The 16,834-nt window shown below is 63.0% G+C and carries 17 protein-coding genes; 5 read left to right on the top strand and 12 right to left on the bottom strand.

What is annotated here, in order from left to right; translation table 11 throughout:
* Nucleotides 1-161: 161 nt before the first annotated feature.
* The 11 genes from ASD72_RS19595 to ASD72_RS19645 all read right to left on the bottom strand — a co-directional run bounded on the left by ASD72_RS19595 (nt 162) and on the right by ASD72_RS19645 (nt 11,572).
* Entirely contained in the window at nt 162-914 is a 753-nt protein-coding gene (locus ASD72_RS19595) for a hypothetical protein (RefSeq protein WP_155944764.1), read from the bottom strand.
* A gap of 34 nt (nt 915-948) precedes the next feature.
* Nucleotides 949-2,274, bottom strand: coding sequence for an MFS transporter (locus tag ASD72_RS19600; RefSeq protein WP_056881669.1), 1,326 nt, complete (start codon nt 2,272-2,274; stop codon nt 949-951).
* A gap of 39 nt (nt 2,275-2,313) precedes the next feature.
* On the bottom strand, nt 2,314-3,132 hold the full coding sequence (locus tag ASD72_RS19605) for a methyltransferase, TIGR04325 family (RefSeq protein WP_235578069.1): 819 nt from the start codon (nt 3,130-3,132) through the stop codon (nt 2,314-2,316).
* A 111-nt stretch (nt 3,133-3,243) separates the two neighbouring features.
* Nucleotides 3,244-3,504, bottom strand: a complete 261-nt coding sequence (locus tag ASD72_RS19610; protein ID WP_056881671.1) for a hypothetical protein — start codon at nt 3,502-3,504, stop codon at nt 3,244-3,246.
* 120 nt (nt 3,505-3,624) lie between these two features.
* The gene (locus ASD72_RS19615) at nt 3,625-4,269 is read right to left on the bottom strand and encodes a hypothetical protein (RefSeq protein WP_056881672.1); all 645 of its coding nucleotides are present in this window, start codon (nt 4,267-4,269) and stop codon (nt 3,625-3,627) included.
* Nucleotides 4,270-4,293: 24 nt separating this feature from the next.
* Complete coding sequence (locus ASD72_RS19620) at nt 4,294-4,995, bottom strand: HupE/UreJ family protein (protein WP_056881673.1); 702 nt, start codon at nt 4,993-4,995, stop codon at nt 4,294-4,296.
* Nucleotides 4,996-5,101: 106 nt separating this feature from the next.
* The gene (locus ASD72_RS19625; protein WP_056881674.1) at nt 5,102-8,290 is read right to left on the bottom strand and encodes a CusA/CzcA family heavy metal efflux RND transporter; all 3,189 of its coding nucleotides are present in this window, start codon (nt 8,288-8,290) and stop codon (nt 5,102-5,104) included.
* 10 nt (nt 8,291-8,300) lie between these two features.
* A complete protein-coding gene (locus ASD72_RS19630; RefSeq protein WP_056881675.1) occupies nt 8,301-9,536 on the bottom strand; it encodes an efflux RND transporter periplasmic adaptor subunit in 1,236 nt (411 codons plus the stop codon).
* Complete coding sequence (locus ASD72_RS19635) at nt 9,533-10,783, bottom strand: TolC family protein (RefSeq protein ID WP_081420489.1); 1,251 nt, start codon at nt 10,781-10,783, stop codon at nt 9,533-9,535. Before ASD72_RS19635 ends, ASD72_RS19630 begins: the two co-directional genes overlap by 4 nt.
* 66 nt (nt 10,784-10,849) lie before the next feature.
* Entirely contained in the window at nt 10,850-11,176 is a 327-nt protein-coding gene (locus ASD72_RS21155) for a hypothetical protein (protein WP_155944765.1), read from the bottom strand.
* Nucleotides 11,177-11,299: 123 nt separating this feature from the next.
* Nucleotides 11,300-11,572, bottom strand: coding sequence for a metal/formaldehyde-sensitive transcriptional repressor (locus ASD72_RS19645; RefSeq protein ID WP_056881807.1), 273 nt, complete (start codon nt 11,570-11,572; stop codon nt 11,300-11,302).
* 53 nt (nt 11,573-11,625) lie between these two features.
* Between ASD72_RS19645 and dmeF the strand changes: the two genes are divergently transcribed.
* Nucleotides 11,626-12,606: a CDF family Co(II)/Ni(II) efflux transporter DmeF gene (gene dmeF, locus ASD72_RS19650; protein WP_056881678.1), complete on the top strand. Its 981-nt coding sequence runs from the start codon at nt 11,626-11,628 to the stop codon at nt 12,604-12,606.
* Nucleotides 12,603-12,794: a DUF1289 domain-containing protein gene (locus tag ASD72_RS19655; RefSeq protein ID WP_056881679.1), complete on the top strand. Its 192-nt coding sequence runs from the start codon at nt 12,603-12,605 to the stop codon at nt 12,792-12,794. The genes dmeF and ASD72_RS19655 overlap by 4 nt, the downstream gene beginning before the upstream one ends.
* Before the next feature lie 24 nt (nt 12,795-12,818).
* Here the strand turns inward: ASD72_RS19655 and ASD72_RS19660 are convergent, their stop codons facing one another.
* Complete coding sequence (locus ASD72_RS19660) at nt 12,819-13,241, bottom strand: YqaA family protein (RefSeq protein WP_056881680.1); 423 nt, start codon at nt 13,239-13,241, stop codon at nt 12,819-12,821.
* Between the two features lie 566 nt (nt 13,242-13,807).
* Between ASD72_RS19660 and ASD72_RS19665 the strand changes: the two genes are divergently transcribed.
* The 3 genes from ASD72_RS19665 to ASD72_RS21160 all read left to right on the top strand — a co-directional run bounded on the left by ASD72_RS19665 (nt 13,808) and on the right by ASD72_RS21160 (nt 16,819).
* The gene (locus ASD72_RS19665) at nt 13,808-14,317 is read left to right on the top strand and encodes a hypothetical protein (protein WP_235578070.1); all 510 of its coding nucleotides are present in this window, start codon (nt 13,808-13,810) and stop codon (nt 14,315-14,317) included.
* Nucleotides 14,318-14,348: 31 nt separating this feature from the next.
* Nucleotides 14,349-15,254 carry a hypothetical protein gene (locus ASD72_RS19670; RefSeq protein ID WP_056881682.1) on the top strand — a complete coding sequence of 302 codons (906 nt, stop codon included), beginning with the start codon at nt 14,349-14,351 and terminating at the stop codon, nt 15,252-15,254.
* A 437-nt stretch (nt 15,255-15,691) separates the two neighbouring features.
* Nucleotides 15,692-16,819: a site-specific DNA-methyltransferase gene (locus ASD72_RS21160; protein WP_155944767.1), complete on the top strand. Its 1,128-nt coding sequence runs from the start codon at nt 15,692-15,694 to the stop codon at nt 16,817-16,819.
* The last annotated feature ends 15 nt before the right edge of the window (nt 16,820-16,834 follow it).

Below are 16,834 nucleotides of genomic sequence, written 5' to 3' on the forward strand. Positions count from 1 at the left end.
AATATTTCAACATATGATGAAATATTAGGATGACGGCCACAGCCGCAAACGTCAACTGAGACTCATTCTTGATTGGGGCCGGGCCTACTTGGCTGGCCCTTTCCTCGTAGTGATGCAAGGTGCTCTGGCGAGGCGGCAGCACGCTGGAGCGTGGATGCGGCCTATCGGTTGCGCGATCGTCGCGGTCGTTTGTTCGGCCGCTTCCTGAAGGTTGGCAACGCGTCCTGCGTGACCCGCTTGCCCTTGGGATCGGGCGTGGCGATATCGCCCATGCCCACCGCGGACAGCTCCTTGAGCATCAGCATCACGGTGGGAGATCGCCGAATCTCACCGGTGGCCATCGCCACTTGATAGTTGGAGGCAGCGATGTAACAGCACAGCGCGCTCACCAGCTGCAGAGCGATCACCCAGGCCTGCGCCAGCACCGGTACATCGCCGGCGACGACCAGCCAAATCATGTACAGGCTGCCCACGCTCATCAGCAGCAGCGCGGCACACAAAACAAGGGCCCGTGTCTTGGGCGCCGCCACATGGGGGCGTCCGAGCTTGGTCGCGATCCGCGCCACGGCCAGCAGATACACCGGCAGACCCGACACGGCGATCTGCAGCAGCGAGAGCGAGGTGGCTGTACCTGCCAGCCAGAGGCCGGCGATTGTCAGGACCCCCGCTAATAGCATGTCGGCTAGCGAAGGACGCAGCGCGTGCCAGAAGCGTTTCAGGGAGGCCAGATCCCCCTGCGTGGCCGCGAGCCTGACGTCCCATCCGTGCAGCGCGAGCAAGGTAAGGAAGACCGCCCCGATCACCGATCCCAGCCACGCCAGCGCGAAGTGCATCCCGCTCCAGGGCATCACGAAGGCACCGACCGTGCCCAGGCCCACGCCCAGCATGAAGATGGCCGACAGCGCGTAGATCACGTCGCGGTTCCTGACAGGACGCGTGCGTACGCCTTCACTGCGGCCACCGCGAATGCAGGTCGTCGATGACATAGCGGTGGGCATGCTGCTTTCCGCCCTGCCCCAGATGGGCGTGACCCTCGGGCAGCTCCTCGTGGGTATGTGTGATCTGTTCGGGATCACGAGAGCTCCACACCCAGCGGGCCAGCACTGCGCTCAGCAAGGCCACCATGGACAAAATCCCCAACGCTGCTGCAAATCCCAGCTTGGCGCCCAGGAAACCTGCGATCGGGTACGCCAGCAGCCAACACACGTGCGAGAGGGAAAACTGTGCGGCGAACAGGAACGGCAGATCCTCTTCGGCGCCGGAACGACGGATGAGTCGGCCACCGGGCGTTACCAGGCCCGCGTACGACATGCCCAGCAGCAGCCAGATGCCCGCCACGACCGGCCAGGCAGGCTTGCCGCCGACACTGAACCAGTACACGGTGGCCGCGCTCAGCACCACCGTCATCGCCGTGGCGGCCGAGAGCATGATGCGGCGATCGGCGATGCGATCGAGCAGGCGCGGCAGGCACAGAGCCACCAGCATCGAGCCCACGCCGAAGGCGGCCAACAGCCAGGCCACCTCCCGCTCGCCGCCTTGCAACACCGTGCGCGCGACCACGACCGTGTTGACGAACACCATCGCCCCGCCGGCGGCGGCGCAGAGATTGAGCAGCAGCAAGCCGCGCAGGCGTGGCGTGCGCAGGTAGATCTTCATGCCGCGGATGGCCCGCGCGTAGGGACCACCGGCGCTGGCGCTGCGCGTACCGACAGGGAACGTCGTCCACATCACCAGCAGCGCCGACAGCAGGAAGCCGGCCGAGGTGCCCACGAACAATCCTTGGAACGCGATTACCGTCAGCAGCGCGGCGGCCAGGGCCGGACTGAGCAGACTCTCCAGGTCGTAGGCCAGCCGCGAGAGCGACAAGGCCCGGGTGTACTTGGCCTCATCGGGCAGGATCTGCGGGATGACCGACTGGAACAGGGGCGTAAAGCACGCCGAGGCCGACTGCAGCACGGCGATCAGCACGTAGATCTGCCAGATCTCGGTGACGAACGGCAGCGCCAGTGCGACCAGGGCCCGGATCACGTCCAGCCCGATCAGCACGATCTTGCGCCGGTGCGGCGGCACCACCGCACCGGAGACCGGCGAGAGCAGCACGTACACGATCATCTTGATGGCCAGGGCCAGGCCGAGCACCTGCCCGGCCTGATCGCCGGCCAGGTCGTAGGCCAGCAAGGCCAGCGCCACGGTCGCCAAGCCCGTGCCCAGCAAGGCGATGACCTGGGCGGCAAAGAGCTTACGGAAAGTGAGGTTGGTCAGGACATCCAACATGGGAAGACCTCAGCAGTGGTGGCGGCAGTACGGGTATCGCTACAGCCTCTGACGTTCGAAATAGATGCCGGAGTAGGCATTCACTTCGTAGTCCGGCTCGAAGGGCACGCGCAGATGGCGCTCGGGTAGCTCCCAGCGATCGCGTATCTGATAGCCGCGTTCGGCCATCTGTTGCACCAGCGCGGCATCGGACTGGACCCGATACGGACACACCGCCACACCCAGGTTCTGCAAGGTGAAGAACTCGCGGGTGGCATGCAGCGGCGTGAGGTTGAACAGGACATGGCGCGGCGGCGCGATCAGCCGGTCCAGCAACTCGGGCAGGCTGTACTCCAGGTACTGCAGTGCGCCGGTACTGATCAGGACATCGCAGCCGTCGGCGACCTCAGGAATGTGGACGAAGCGCAACTGACCCGACCGATCCCGTCGCGCGGACAACAGCCGACCAGCCTGCAGCACCTTGTCCAGGTCATGGACGTTCCAGATCAGTCCGGCCGGATAGTCGATGTAGCGACCAAAGCCGTAGTAGGCCAAGCCTACGTGTCCGCCCAGATCGAAGATGCGCCTGGCGCCATCAGCAATGAGCTGATGGATCCAGTACAGCGCCGGGTAGTCGCAGGCACGCAGCCGGTTGAGCTGCTGGCGGTACATGATCGTGACCTGATCCAGGTCGTAGCTGGCGGGCAAGACCTCCGAGGACAGGCGCTCGGCATCGAGCAGCGCGTCCTCGTAGCTGCGGTAGATGCCGTAGTACAGATTGCCGTGCTCGTAGGGCTTGGAGAAATACCGTCGATACATCGGTTTGCCGACACGCCGGAGTCCGGGCAGCTCCATCACCTCGCGTGCCAGGCGAACCACGGCGTGCTTGATGCGCCCTTGGTCTGCGCTAGATTGAGCGGACATACCTCACCTCGACAGAGAAGGTGTCCCAAGGCGATCGGGAAGCCGACCGCCTGGGACGGCGAACGATCAGTTGGTCTTCTTGGCTTCCGGGGCCGGCTTCTTGGCGCCGTCGGCCTTGGCCGGCTTTTCCGGCACGCCGCACTTCTGCTTGAGCGCCTTGACTTCAGGGAAGGCGGAGTCGTCGGTGAAACGCTTGGTGTCCTTCAGATCCTCACAGGTCTTGGGGATTTCCTTCTCTTCGTCGTGCGCGCCCGGATGGGCCAGGGCCGACAGCGAGACCAGCGACAGCGCAACCAGGCCGGCAATGGACAGTGAACGAGCTTTCATCTTCAGTTCCTTCGTGATCGGCGCGTGGCCGAGGATGGGTAGGTGTCGCGAGGACCCAGGCTCGCGACGGTGGGTCGAGGCGATGCCACGACCCGCTTAAGGCGCCTGGCCGCCACGGGGTTACATCACGCGCTTGATCTGGGCGTAGTCGCCGGCCGTACGCAGGGTGATCGTCACCGTGGCCTCGCTGCGGTTACGCCAGAACCAGCCGTGGCTGCCGTTGAAGGCCGCTTCCAGCACGCCTTCGTCGGCGGCCACGCCGCGTCCTTTTTCGTAGCTGGTGGATTCGCCGCCGGTACCGCCATCGCCATGGGTGTCGAAGTTCACGACACCGCCCTGCGCGGTCCAGGTGAAGTTCGCCTTTTGACCGGCTGTCATCGCCAACTTGACCTCCGCGCCTTCTCCTGGCGCCAGAACGACCTGCATCTGATCGCGCCATTGCGTGGTGTCCACGGCCGGTGCTGCCGCCGCTGCCGGTGCTGCGGGGCTGGCGGATGAGGCGGCCGATGAGATCGGCGCGCCTGCCGCGGCCGCGGCCGCATCACGTGCGGCATCGGCGGCGGCTTCTTCAGCCAACTGACCCTTGATCTCACCCATCTCGGTTAGCCCGAGCATGCGGCCGACACCGGTGGGGTCGATGGCGTACTCGGACGGCAGCACGACGGTGACCAACAGGACGACGGCCACGATGAAGGCGATGATGGTCGAGCGCAGCAACTGGCGCGAGGACGGCAGATCGGTGTTGAGAGGCTTGCTGTTGTACATGGTGTGTTCTCGCAATGTCTTGAATTAGGAAACGAAGTAGCCAGTGAGCTGCATGCCGATCAGGATGAAACCGGCGCACATCATCGCGACGTTGGCGGTATAGGCGTGCTTCCAGAAGCCGCGCGAGCGGCGCCAGTAGCCCATCACAATCAGGATTGCGCCCAAGGCCAGCAGCTGGCCGATTTCCACGCCGACGTTGAAGGCCAACAGGTTGGGCACCAGACCATCGGGAGAGATGTCGTACTCGATGATCTTGGTCGACAGGCCAAAGCCGTGGAACAGACCGAAGATCAACGTGGCCGCCTTGGTGTTGGGTTGAAAACCCAGCCAGCGTTGGTAGGCGCCCATGTTGTCCAGCGCCTTGTAGACCACCGACAGGCCGATGATCGCGTCGATCAGGAAGCTGTTGATGCCCACGTTGAAGTACACGCCCAACAGCATCGTGGTGGAGTGACCCACCGCGAACAGCGTGACGTACAAGGCGATCTGCTTCATGCGGTACAGGAAGAAGATCACGCCCAGCAGGAACAGGATGTGGTCGTACCCGGTGGCCATGTGCTTGGCGCCCAGGTAGGCAAACGACAGCAGGTGCACCCCGCTGATTTCCTGGATGTAGCCCTTATCACCTTCGGCTACGGCATGGGCCAGCGCGCCGTTGGCGGTGAACAACAACAGCAGCAGGCCCGCCAACAGAACCAGCGTGCGCGTGGTGGAGGCGGAGATCATGCCGCCCCATCCGGAGGGTTTGTAGAGAAGTGAGTTCATTCGCATCTATAGGTATGTGGAAGGGATCAGGAGGGGGTGGAGCGCACGCGCGCCCCACCCCACTGGATTACGGGGCGCTCGGAACGTGCTCGACTTTCGGCGGCGCCTCGGCGCGCGGCTCTTCCTTGCGATGGACCATGCGGTACAACGCCGGCAGGACCAGCAAGGTGAGCAAGGTGGAGGAGATGATGCCGCCGATGACCACCGTGGCCAGCGGACGCTGCACCTCGGCACCGGTGCCGACGTTGAGCGCCATCGGCACGAAGCCCAGGCTGGCCACCAGCGCAGTCATCAACACCGGCCGCAGGCGCGTCAACGCTCCTTCGACCACCGCCTCGTGCAAGGACTTGCCGTCCTCACGCAACTTGCGGATGAAGGTGATCATCACCAGGCCGTTGAGCACCGCCACACCGGACAGGGCGATAAAGCCCACGCCTGCCGAGATGGAGAACGGGATGCCGCGTAGCACCAATGCCATCACACCGCCGGTCAGCGCCAGTGGCACACCGCTGAAGACGATCGCCGAGTCCTTGGCCGATCCAAAGGCCATGAACAGCAGGCCGAAGATCATGACCAGCACCACGGGTACCACGACCGTCAAACGCTCACTGGCCGAGATCAACTGCTCGAACGTACCGCCGTACTCGATCCAATAACCGTCAGGCAGCTCCACTTCGCTGGCTACCTTGCCGCGCAGCTCTTCGACAAAGGAGCCCAGATCGCGACCCCGCACATTGGAGGTGATCACTACGCGGCGCTTGCCGTTCTCGCGACTGACCTGGTTGGGCCCCAGCTCAATGGCGATCTTGGCTACCGCACCCAACGGGACCGAGGATGGCAACGCCATGCCTTGAGTACTGGCATCACGCTGTGCCGGCACCATGATCGGCAGTGCAGCGAGCACCTTCAGATCCTGGCGCTTGCCTTCGGGCAGTCGCACGACGATGTCAAAGCGTCGATCACCCTGGAACAGCTGGCCCGCGTTGGCGCCGCCCAGGGCGGCAGCCACCGTGTCCTGGATGTCGGCCACGGCCAAGCCGTAGCGCGCCAAGGCGGCACGGTCCGGGTCGATGACCAACAGCGGCAGGCCGGTGACCTGCTCCAGCTTCACGTCGGCATTGCCTTCGATTCGACTGGCCACGTCTTCGACCTGCGAGCCCAGGGCTTCCAGCTGCGCCATGTCATCGCCGAAGACCTTGACCGCCACTTCCGCGCGCACGCCGGCGATGAGCTCGTTCATGCGCATCTGCACCGGCTGGGTGAACTCATAGTTGTTGCCGGGGATGGCGCGAACGGCCTTCTCCAGCTCGGCTACCAGCTCGGCCTTGGGCTTGCGCGGATTGGGCCACTCATCCCGATCCTTGAGCATGATGAAGGTGTCGGCCACCGAGGGTGGCATCGGATCGGTGGCCACCTCGGCCGTACCGAGCTTGGCCACGACCTTGTCGACCTCCGGGAAGGCCTTGATGACCGTCTCCAACTGCTCCTGCATGCCCACGGCCTGGGTCAGGCTGGTGCCGGGAATGCGCAAGGCGTGCAAGGCGATATCACCCTCGTCCAGGTTCGGAATGAACTCCGTGCCCAGTCGCGTGGCCAGCACACCGCACAGCACCACCAACACTGCTGCCGCCGAGACCACCGCCACCCGCATAGCCAATGCCTTTTCCAGCAATGGGCCGTACAGGCGCGACATACCGCGCATGATCTTGGTTTCCTTCTCCTCGACCTTGCCGGTGACGAACTGGGCCACCGCGGCCGGAACGAAGGTCAGCGACAAGGCCATCGCCGCGGTCAGCGCCATCACCACGGTAATCGCCATCGGGTGGAACGTCTTACCTTCCACACCGGTCAGGGCGAAGATCGGCAGATACACCGCCGCGATGATGAACAAGCCGAACAGGCTGGGCTTGATGACCTCGGCACTGGCCACGGCGGCCAGATCGAATCGCTCCTCACGGGTGAGCAGACGGCCCAACTGGTGCTGCCGTTCGCCGAAGCGACGCAGGCAGTTCTCCACGATGATCACCGCACCGTCCACGATCAGACCGAAGTCCAGTGCACCCAGGCTCATCAGGTTGGCCGAGACCCGGTTCTGCACCATGCCGGTGATGGTCAGCAGCATCGCCACCGGAATGACCGCCGCGGTGATCAGCGCCGCGCGGATATTGCCCAACAGCAGGAACAGCACCGCGATGACCAGCAGCGCGCCCTCGAGCAGGTTCTTCTGCACGGTGGCGATACTGCGATCGACCAGGTTGGTGCGATCGTAGATCGCCTTGGCAGTCACGCCCTTGGGCAGGCCGGCTTCGATCTGCTTGAGCTTCTCGCCAGCGCGCTGGGCCACTTCGCGACTGTTCTCGCCTACCAGCATGAATACCGTACCCAGCACGACCTCATGGCCGTCCTTGGTCGCCGCACCGGTGCGCAGTTCCGAGCCGATATGCACATCGGCCACGTCCTGCACCTTGAGCGGCAGTCCTTCGCGGGTCGCCACCACCACCTGACGCAGGCCGGCCTCATCGCCGATCTGACCGGGGATGCGGATCAGGTTCTGCTCACCGCCCCGCTCGATATAGCCGGCGCCGGTACTGGCGTTGTTGCGCTCCACCGCCGTGAGCAGGTCATCGATACTCAAATCGAAGGCCAGCAACTTGGCAGGATCCGGCGTGATGTGGAACTGCTGGACATTGCCGCCGATGGTGTTGACCTCGGTGACGCCTTTCAGATTACGCAGCTGCGGGCGAATGACCCAGTCCTGCAACGTACGTAGATCGGTCGATGTCCACTCGGTGCCATCGGGCTTCCTGGCGCCGGCATCGGCCTCGACCGTGTACATGAAGATCTCACCCAGACCGGTGGCGACCGGACCGAGCGTGGGCTTCACGTCAGCGGGTAATTGCGAGGCGGCTTGTTGGAGCCGTTCGCTGACCTGCTGTCGGGCGAAGTAGATGTTGGTACCGTCTTCGAACACCACCGTGACCTGGGACAGGCCATAGCGGGAGATCGAGCGGGTGTATTGCATGCCGGCCATGCCGGCCAAGGCGGTCTCAACGGGAAACGTTACCCGTTGCTCGGCTTCAAGCGGTGAGTAGCCGGGCGCCTCGCTGTTGACCTGGACCTGCACATTGGTGATGTCAGGCACGGCGTCGATGGGCAGACGCCCATAGTTCCAGACGCCCAGCGCACTGACGGCTAACACCAACAGCAGGACCAGCCAGCGATGCGCGATCGCGGCTCTTATGACGCGTTCTAGCATTGTCCTGTCCTCAGTGGTCGTGGCTGGCGCCAGACTTGTCGACGTCCGCCTTGATCAGAAAGCTCTGCTCACTGACGTAGGGCGTGTTGGGTTTCAGACCCCCAAGCACTTCGACAAACTCACCATCGCGTGCGCCCAGTTCGAGCATGCGCACCTCGTAGGTCTCCCCTACCTGGGCAAAGACCACGGTGAAATCGCGAAAGCGTTGAAGGCCCGACTCTTTGACCGCCAGCGGGACCTCGCGCGAGGCCACCGTCACCTCTGCCGAGACCGCCATGCCCGGGCGCCAGCGCCCTTCGGCGTTGGGCAGGGTCACGCGTGCCACCACCGTCTGGCCGGTGGCCAGCGGCAGCAGCGTCTCGATCGTGCCTTCGGCACTGGTACCGCCCGTGGCCGAGGAGACCTTGACCTGCTGGCCGGGCGTGATCTTTTCCGCATCCGGACCAATGGCGCGCAAGTCGACCCACACATCCGACATGTTGGCGATCTCCACCAGCGTGTTGGTATCGGCCACATCGCCCACGTTGGTCGGGCGTTGCAACACAATGCCATCGAAGGGCGCGGTGACGGCGTAGGTGCGCATGCTGTCGTTGCCCTCGACCGTGACCAGCGTCTGGCCACGCTTGACGCGATCGCCCTGCTGGACCTGGACCGAGCGCACGATGCCGGGGAAGCGTGCCTTGACCTGCGCGCGCCGGTTGTCATCCACGGCCACATTGCCCATCACCTGGATGGTCTCGCGGATCACCACCGGTCCGGCGTTCTCGACGACCACGCCGCCGTCTTTGGCGGCTTGGGCCGGGATCGTCGTGCGGCCTTCATAGGAGTCGTAAGTCCAAGTATGGGTTTTCCCCGCGTACTGGGCTTTGACTTCCACATCGAAGGAATGCGGCTCGGTCACCTGGCCGCTGCCGGTCAGGTACTGGTCTTCAGGCGTGAAGGTGAAGATATTGGTTTCCCCGTCCAATCGCTTGAGCGTCACGGTGGGAACCACTTCGCTTGGCTTGATCAGCTTTCCATCTTTGTAGGCATACAAACGATACTGAGGTGGAACGTTAGTTTCGAAGATCGTGACTTCGATGGCGAAATCCCCATCACGCAGCATGCGGCCGCGATTGGGACCGCGCTCGTAGTCGCCGCTGGCCGGGGCCGCTTCAGCGGCGGCTTCACCGGCCTTGGATGCCGGTTCACCGCCGCACGCCACCAACAGCAAAGGCAACAGCAAGAGAGTGAGATGACGACTCATGGAAAGGTGTCCTGGGTGGTTGCGGTGAGCCGATCGAGCTCCACCAGCAAGGTGTGATAGCGCGCATAGGCCTCGACGAGGCGCTCGCGCAGTTCAAAGAGCGTGGTCTGCGCCTGGGAGAGCGAGAGAAATGAGAACCGCCCTGCTTCGAAGCCGCGCCGGGTAAAGGCCAGGGCTTGCTCGGCTTTGGGCACCACACGTCCGCGCAACGACTCCACCTCGGTGCGTGCATGGCCCAGTTCCTGGTACTTCTCAAAGACCAGTTGATGGCGCTCGAACTGCTCGGCTTTTCGGCGCGCTTCGATGGCCGCCAGTTGCGCGTCGGCTTCGGCGATGGAGTACCCCGCCCGCGTGCGGCTGCCCAACGGTACGGACACCGACATCACCAGACCTTGATCACTGGGCCCTTCCAGACGACGCACGCCGACGTTGAAGTTCAGATCGGGTTTGCGAGCCGCCTCAGCGATACGACGACGGGCTTCGGCCAGGCGAGCCTCACGCGAGAAGGCTTGCTGATCGATCGTGTTCGGCAAGCGCGCCAGCAGCGTGTCCAGCGGTTCGACCTCGGGCAGATCGGTCAGATCAGCAGCCACCGTGTCGAAGTCCGGGATCGTGTCGCCCCAGGTCGCGGCCAAGGTGGTGCGGGCGCTGCTGAGCTCGTGCTCGGCATGCTCACGATCCAGCTCTGCGTTGGCCACGACGATTTCAGCCGCACGCAGATCCGACTCGGGGTTGCGTGCGGCCCAGACCCAGCCTGCTACCTCGCGGCGCGTACGCTCGGCTTGGCGAACGCGTTCGTTGGCAAAGTCCAGGCGCTGCTGATCCACTGCGACTTCGATGAAGCGGGCCGCCGTGCGACTGGTCAGTTCGATACGCGTGGCGTCGGCAGCGGTTTGCTGCTGATCGATCTCGGCAGCGCCCAAGGCCTGGCGAGCGGCGCGCTTGCCGCCCAACTCGATCAGACGGCCGATCCGCAAGGTGCTTTCGGCCGAATTCACTCCGCTGAGTGAACCGGTACCGCCCACGTTCTCCAGTTCGCCGGTGACGAAGTACTGCGGGGCCAAGCCCTCGCGCTCGGCGCGGGCACGGACGGCATCGAGTTGAGCTGCTTCGGCCGCTAGGGCCGGATTTGCACCTAAGGCGCGGGAAACCGCCTCCTGCAGGCGCAGAGGTTCAGTGGCGTGTGCCCATGGCACAACACCACAGGCTCCGGCCAAGGCCAGAACCCATGCATAACACAAGTTCACGGAACATCTCCGATTGGTTGATGGACAGACGTACTCAGGCCGCGCTAACGGCGGCCGGCCCTGTCATCAGGCAATCGGAGGTCTAAACGGCGAAGAGAGTCGCTGGGGAAGCGAAGAAGCCGGCGTCCACTGCAGACGCTGAGAGGCAGCCACTTCGACGGGCGGCAGGCGGAAACTGGTGAGCAGGCCGGAGGAAGAACCCGAATCGGCCTGGTGCATCAGCAGGTGCGTGCCCGAGGCGTGGTCTTGGTCGTGATCGGCATCGAGGGCATCGCCAGGATGGCCGTGGCCGTGCTCGCTCGCGACTTCGGCCGCATGCGCGGCCCCGTGGATTTCACCCACGAAATTCAGTGCCGGCCGCACGAGAACGCCCAGCACCAGCAGCAACAGCATGCTGACGTGCAAGACACTCTTGGCGCGGGCGGAAAACCGGATCACTGCATTAGCCTACGGGGTTAAGGACGGGCCTGTCCAGCACAGACGTTCGGGAAAGCAGCACCCACCAACGGTCTGCGATCAACGGGCATAACGGGTCAGCAAGTCCATGATGGCGCCGGCTTCCTTGGCCCGCTCGGCCTCGGTTTCGGCGGTCACCACATGCTCGCTCAGATGACCGGCGAGCACTTCCATCATCAGCGCATGCATGGCGCCCTTAGCCGCGGCAATCTGGATCAGCAGATCACCGCAGTCGCCTTCGGCTTCCAGTGCGCGCTCCAATGCCGCGACCTGACCGCCGATGCGGCGAACGCGGGTGAGCAGCTTCTTTTTGTCGCGGTGGGTATGCGCCATGGAAGCGATCATATACCCTATGGGGGTATCCAGCAACCCATCCCTGCCCCGTCATGAACCTCGATGCCCTGGCCGCTACGCGGCGCCATTCCCACGCCTTCGACCAAGGCAACCCGCTCGCCGAGCGCAACACGCGTCGGGCCATGATCCTGACCCTGATCATGATGGTCGTGGAGATCACCGGAGGCTGGTGGTACAACTCGATGGCCGTGTTGGCCGATGGATGGCACATGAGCTCCCACGCGTTGGCACTGGGCCTGTCGGTCTTCGCCTACGCCTGTGCGCGCCGCTTCGCGCAGGACCGTCGCTTTGCCTTCGGCACGTGGAAGATCGAAATCCTGGGCGGTTACACCAGCGCAATCCTGCTGCTGGGTGTGGCAGGCCTGATGGCCTTCCAGTCCATCGAGCGCCTGTTCCGCCCCAGCACCATCCACTACGAGCAGGCCATTGCCATTGCCATCGTGGGCCTGGCGGTCAACCTGCTGTGCGCCTGGTGGCTGCGGGATCACCATGATCACGGGCACGGGCACGACGATCACCATCACCATCACCATCACCATGAGCATCATGGCGATCACGGACACAGCGCCCATCACGATCTGAACCAGCGCTCGGCTTACCTGCATGTCATCGCCGATGCGGCGACCTCCGTGTTGGCGATCATCGCGCTGCTGGGTGGCATGTACTTCGGTGCGGCCTGGCTGGACCCGGTGATGGGGCTAGTGGGCGCGGCCCTGGTCTCGGTGTGGGCCTGGGGCCTGATTCGCCAGACCAGCAAGGTCTTGCTCGATGCGCAGATGGATGCTCCCGTAGTGGAAGAAATCCGCGAAGCCATCGAGCAAGGCTCGGTGCCGGCGCGTATCAGCGATCTGCACGTCTGGCAGGTAGGCCGTGGCAAGTTCGCCTGTGTGGCCGAGGTCGTGACCGAAGATCCCGTGCATCCGGATCATTTCAAGCATGCCTTGGCCATTCACGAGGAGATCGTGCACGTGACCATCGAGGCGCGGACCGCGCTCAGTGAAACGCCGCGATGAGCCGCCCCTCCCCTTGCACGGACATCTGCCAGTTCGATCGGAAGACCGACGTATGCGTGGGCTGCTTTCGCACCACCGAGGAGATCCGCAGTTGGCGCAAGTACACCGAGCACAAGCGACGCAGCATTCTGTCGCACGTGCCGCGGCGGCGGGCCAAGATCCAGGCACGTCGCGGCCAGCCGTCATAGCTTTGCGCACGAGCGCAGCGACGGCTACAGCACCTGCAGGGTAATCAGCGTCAGCACGAGGTAACGGCCCACCTTGGCCAGCGTCACCAGCAGCAGGAAGCGCCAGAGCGGCTCTTTCATGACCCCGGCGGCCAAGGTCAGCGGATCACCAATGATCGGCACCCAGCTCAGCAGCAACGACCAACTGCCATAGCGCTGGTAGCGGCGCTGGGCGCGCTCCAGGGCCGAGGCCGATACCGGAAACCAGCGACTGGTGCGAAAGCGCAGCAGTTGCTCGCCCAACCACCAGTTCACCACCGAACCGAGCACATTGCCGGCGCTTGCGACAAGCAATAGTGCCCACACCGGATAGCCGGCGACCAGCAAACTCACCAGCACGGCTTCGGACTGTGCCGGCACTAGCGTGGCGGCCAAGAACGCAGCCAAGAATAAACCCAAGTAGATCATCAGGTCAGCAATCGATGGGCCTGGGAATACAGTCTCTGTTGACTGACAGCATAGCCCACGATCAGTGGCGCCCGAGAGTGGCATGTTCTGACTTTTTGTAGGAGTTCTCTCAGCTACGAGTGCGGTGTTGTCCGACTTGAACGTGACAACCGATGCAGGTGAGTCTGGCCTTGCCCAGCGCAGCACCGTTTCGGTCGCTCAGTTGCGTCATGCACCCCGTGAGCAAGGGTGACGGGTACTGATGTTCTGTCGCATTTGTCTGCTTGCGATCTGAATTCACGCATTTATGTTGCAATGAGCTTGCTAGAGGACTTCTCTTCGCTCTAACGGCTCTACTCCTGCGCGGGCCGCAAGCTACCGCCTACTGGCACATTCGCGGCTAAGCAGGCACTAGATGGCGATCATGCGTTCATGTAGGTGTCTGGCCTACCACACATCACTAACATCAGCGAACTAGCGTGCTGCGTGCTGAGCAGGCGGCGGGCTCCAGCAACTACTTCCGACGTCGCATGGAGGAACTAACGATGGGCCGATTCACTACGGTACTAGTTGGTCTACTCGCAGTCTTGGCCGCTAGTACGTCATTACACGCACAGAATGCCAGTGTCGAATCCACGCATGTCAACGGCGCCGCACAACAGCAGGAGATGCTGCAACAGGACGTGGCCTTGCAATTGGCCTCGATCAAATCGCGCCAGGATCTCGAGCAATATCTACGCAACTCGGGAAGCGCTTCGCCACTGGCCGCGCTCTCGGAATCGGGCAAGCGTCGCTTCATCGCCAGTCTGAAGTTCAATGAAAGCGGCATCACGAGCTTCAGTTACGGCGACCTGCAGACTGAACTCAACGCCTCGCAGATCTATCAGGTGATGAGCCTGTTTGGTGCCCAGCACACCGTGGCCATGATGCGGAATGTGCGCATCCAGAACGCAGTCGATGAGCAAATCATGCGTCCATTGGGCGGCCCGCCAGGTCCCGTGTGCCCTTCTCAGCCTTGTGACTACGAAGGCTACGAGTGCGCCAAGAAGGCGACCTGTTCCTACAACATCAACACGATCTGCATGAGAAATTGCTAGTCTTTCGGCTACCGGATGCTCAGGAAGATCCATGCACAGGATCCAGCAGCAGTTCTGCGCACTGTTTCTCATCGGCATCGGCGCCTTGAGCGCTTGGCCGGCCAACACCTTGGCTGGCCAAACGCTTGATGGGCGCTACGACCGCTTCATGGAGGTCCACGAGCAGACCCGCGGCCAGTCCACGGCCGAGCGTGCGACGGCGATGTCGGCCGCCTTCGACAATGGCTTCGCCGCCGCGCTGGCGCGTGATCCGGCCAGCATGGATAGTCAGGATCTGGCGACCCTCTTCAATGCGGCGAACATCGCCCACGCTTACTCGATCCAGGCCACGCACTTGCAGGCGATGCAGCGCGCCTTCGGCGAACTCCAAGCACGGGCTTTGGTCGAGCGACGCAGCTTCTCGGATATGCACGCGGCCCTTATGGCCTCGCGTCAGTTTGAGCAAGCCTCGGCTTTGGAGAAGACATTTCCCCAGTGGAACGTCGAACCGGCGCCGACGCTGGCGACCTCATCAAGCTCGGGGAAGACCGCGCTCGCGGTGCAAGAATCGGGTAACACCCTGACGCGCACCACGTTGGCGGTGGACCAGGGTGCCCGCGTGGTCGTCATCTCCCACCCCCTGTGTCACTTTTCCCGCAATGCCATGGCCGCCATTGAGGCGGACCCCGCCCTGTCTAAGGCCATGGCCCGCTCGCTCTGGCTGGCCCCGGTGGACCGAAAGCTCAATCTTGACGTGCTTCAGCAATGGAACCGCGAGCATCCGGAGCACCCCATGGTCATCGCTTTCGACCGGGCGGAGTGGCCTAACTTCGATTCGTGGTCCACGCCCATGTTCTACTTTCTACGCGACGGCAAGCTGGTATCGGTTGTAGAAGGGTGGCCCAGCGAGGGCAACAAGGAAGCCTTGCTCAAGGCCGCCAACCAGATAGGCCTGTAACTCCTCAGAGCACGCGCAGGATTCCCCGCGCTTCTGCGCTCCCGGCGACGCGCAAAGATCGCTAGGACGTACGACCGGTACACGCTGCTATAGCGCGGGCCACTTGTGCGCTAAATCCATCTAGCGCCCGGCTGCTGCCACTATGTGATCCATGATCCACCTCCTCCGTGGAAGCGGGTTGACCGGCGCGGCCTTGTTCGGTTTGCGATGGCTGGTCAAGTTCGTGGCCTCCAAGCGCGTGGGCCGACTCTCAGACTAGACGAACCGTGTGGCCAATGGATCCGGGCCCTATGCCTCGCACTCCCGCCGAGTGAGCATGTCAGGATCGACGCGTGGTTATCTAGCCTAGTTCTCTCGTAGCGCGAAGCGGCCCTAGAAGCCTCCAGCCCCCCTCAAAATCTCAATTCAAAGGGAGCTAGATCTGGTTTAATGGCGGCATGACCGCGCCCCCCCTGACCGAAGCTCGCCACTCGCTCAATGCGGTCTGCCCTTATTTCACCATGTTCCCTCTGAGCTTCCCCTTTCGGGCGCTCAGACAAGCATCACCACGCGCGGTCGTCCTGGACCCGTTCTGCGGTCGGGGAACCAGCAACTACGCGGCACGCTTTCTGGGACTACGCAGCTACGGAATCGATACGTCACCAGTGGCTGTTGCTATCGCCAAGGCTAAATTGGCCGACACCACACATACGGCGGTGATGGAGCTGGCCCGTCAGATTCTGACCGAGCATCAGGACTATGAAGTGCCAGAGGGAGAGTTTTGGGAAGGCGCTTATGATCCGGACACGCTGGATCAAATATGCCGTTTGCGTGCAGGACTGAAGCGTCGCCGAACTGAAGAGGCAGCATTGTTGCGAGGAATCGTTCTTGGTTGCTTGCATGGTCCGCTGGCCAAAGATCCTGAAAAATCGGGTTACTTCTCGAATCAGATGCCGCGGACCTTCGCCAGCAAGCCCGCGTATTCGGTGCGTTACTGGACTAGTCGAAATCTTCTGCCTCCTAAGATTGACGTCCTGAAGCCCATCGAACGTCGACTGGCGCGTATCGCTGCCGAAGAGCTCCCCAAGCGAAAGCATCACGGCTTGATTACGCAGGGCGACAGCACTCACGCCACGTCCTATGCGAAAGTCCAGGACAATCTCTCTTACGTCGTAACGTCGCCGCCCTACTACGGGCTCGTGACCTATGTGCAAGACCAATGGCTACGAAATTGGTTCGTCGGAGGCCCTGAGACAATCGACTACGGTCGAGGCAAGCAACTGTCGCATGAGTCGCCCGAAGCCTTCGCCAAGTCACTCGGAAAGGTGTGGAACCATTGTGGCGATCGACTCAAGCCGGACGGCAAAATGATCGTCCGCTTTGGCTCCATACGGTCGCGCGATCATGCGCCCTTGGATATTCTCCGACAGTCATTGGCCTCGTCCAGGCACGATTGGCGGATCGAGGGCTGGCTCGATGTCGGTACCGCGGATGCCGGCAAGCGACAGGCCGACACTATGGGTACACTCTCAAGCCCGACCACCGAATTTGACGTCACCATAGGTTTTTCCAGGGCCCGGCGATGAGTGTTAGGTCTTCGC

It is taken from the genome of Pseudoxanthomonas sp. Root630, assembly GCF_001427585.1.
In the GTDB taxonomy this organism is placed as follows: domain Bacteria; phylum Pseudomonadota; class Gammaproteobacteria; order Xanthomonadales; family Xanthomonadaceae; genus Pseudoxanthomonas_A.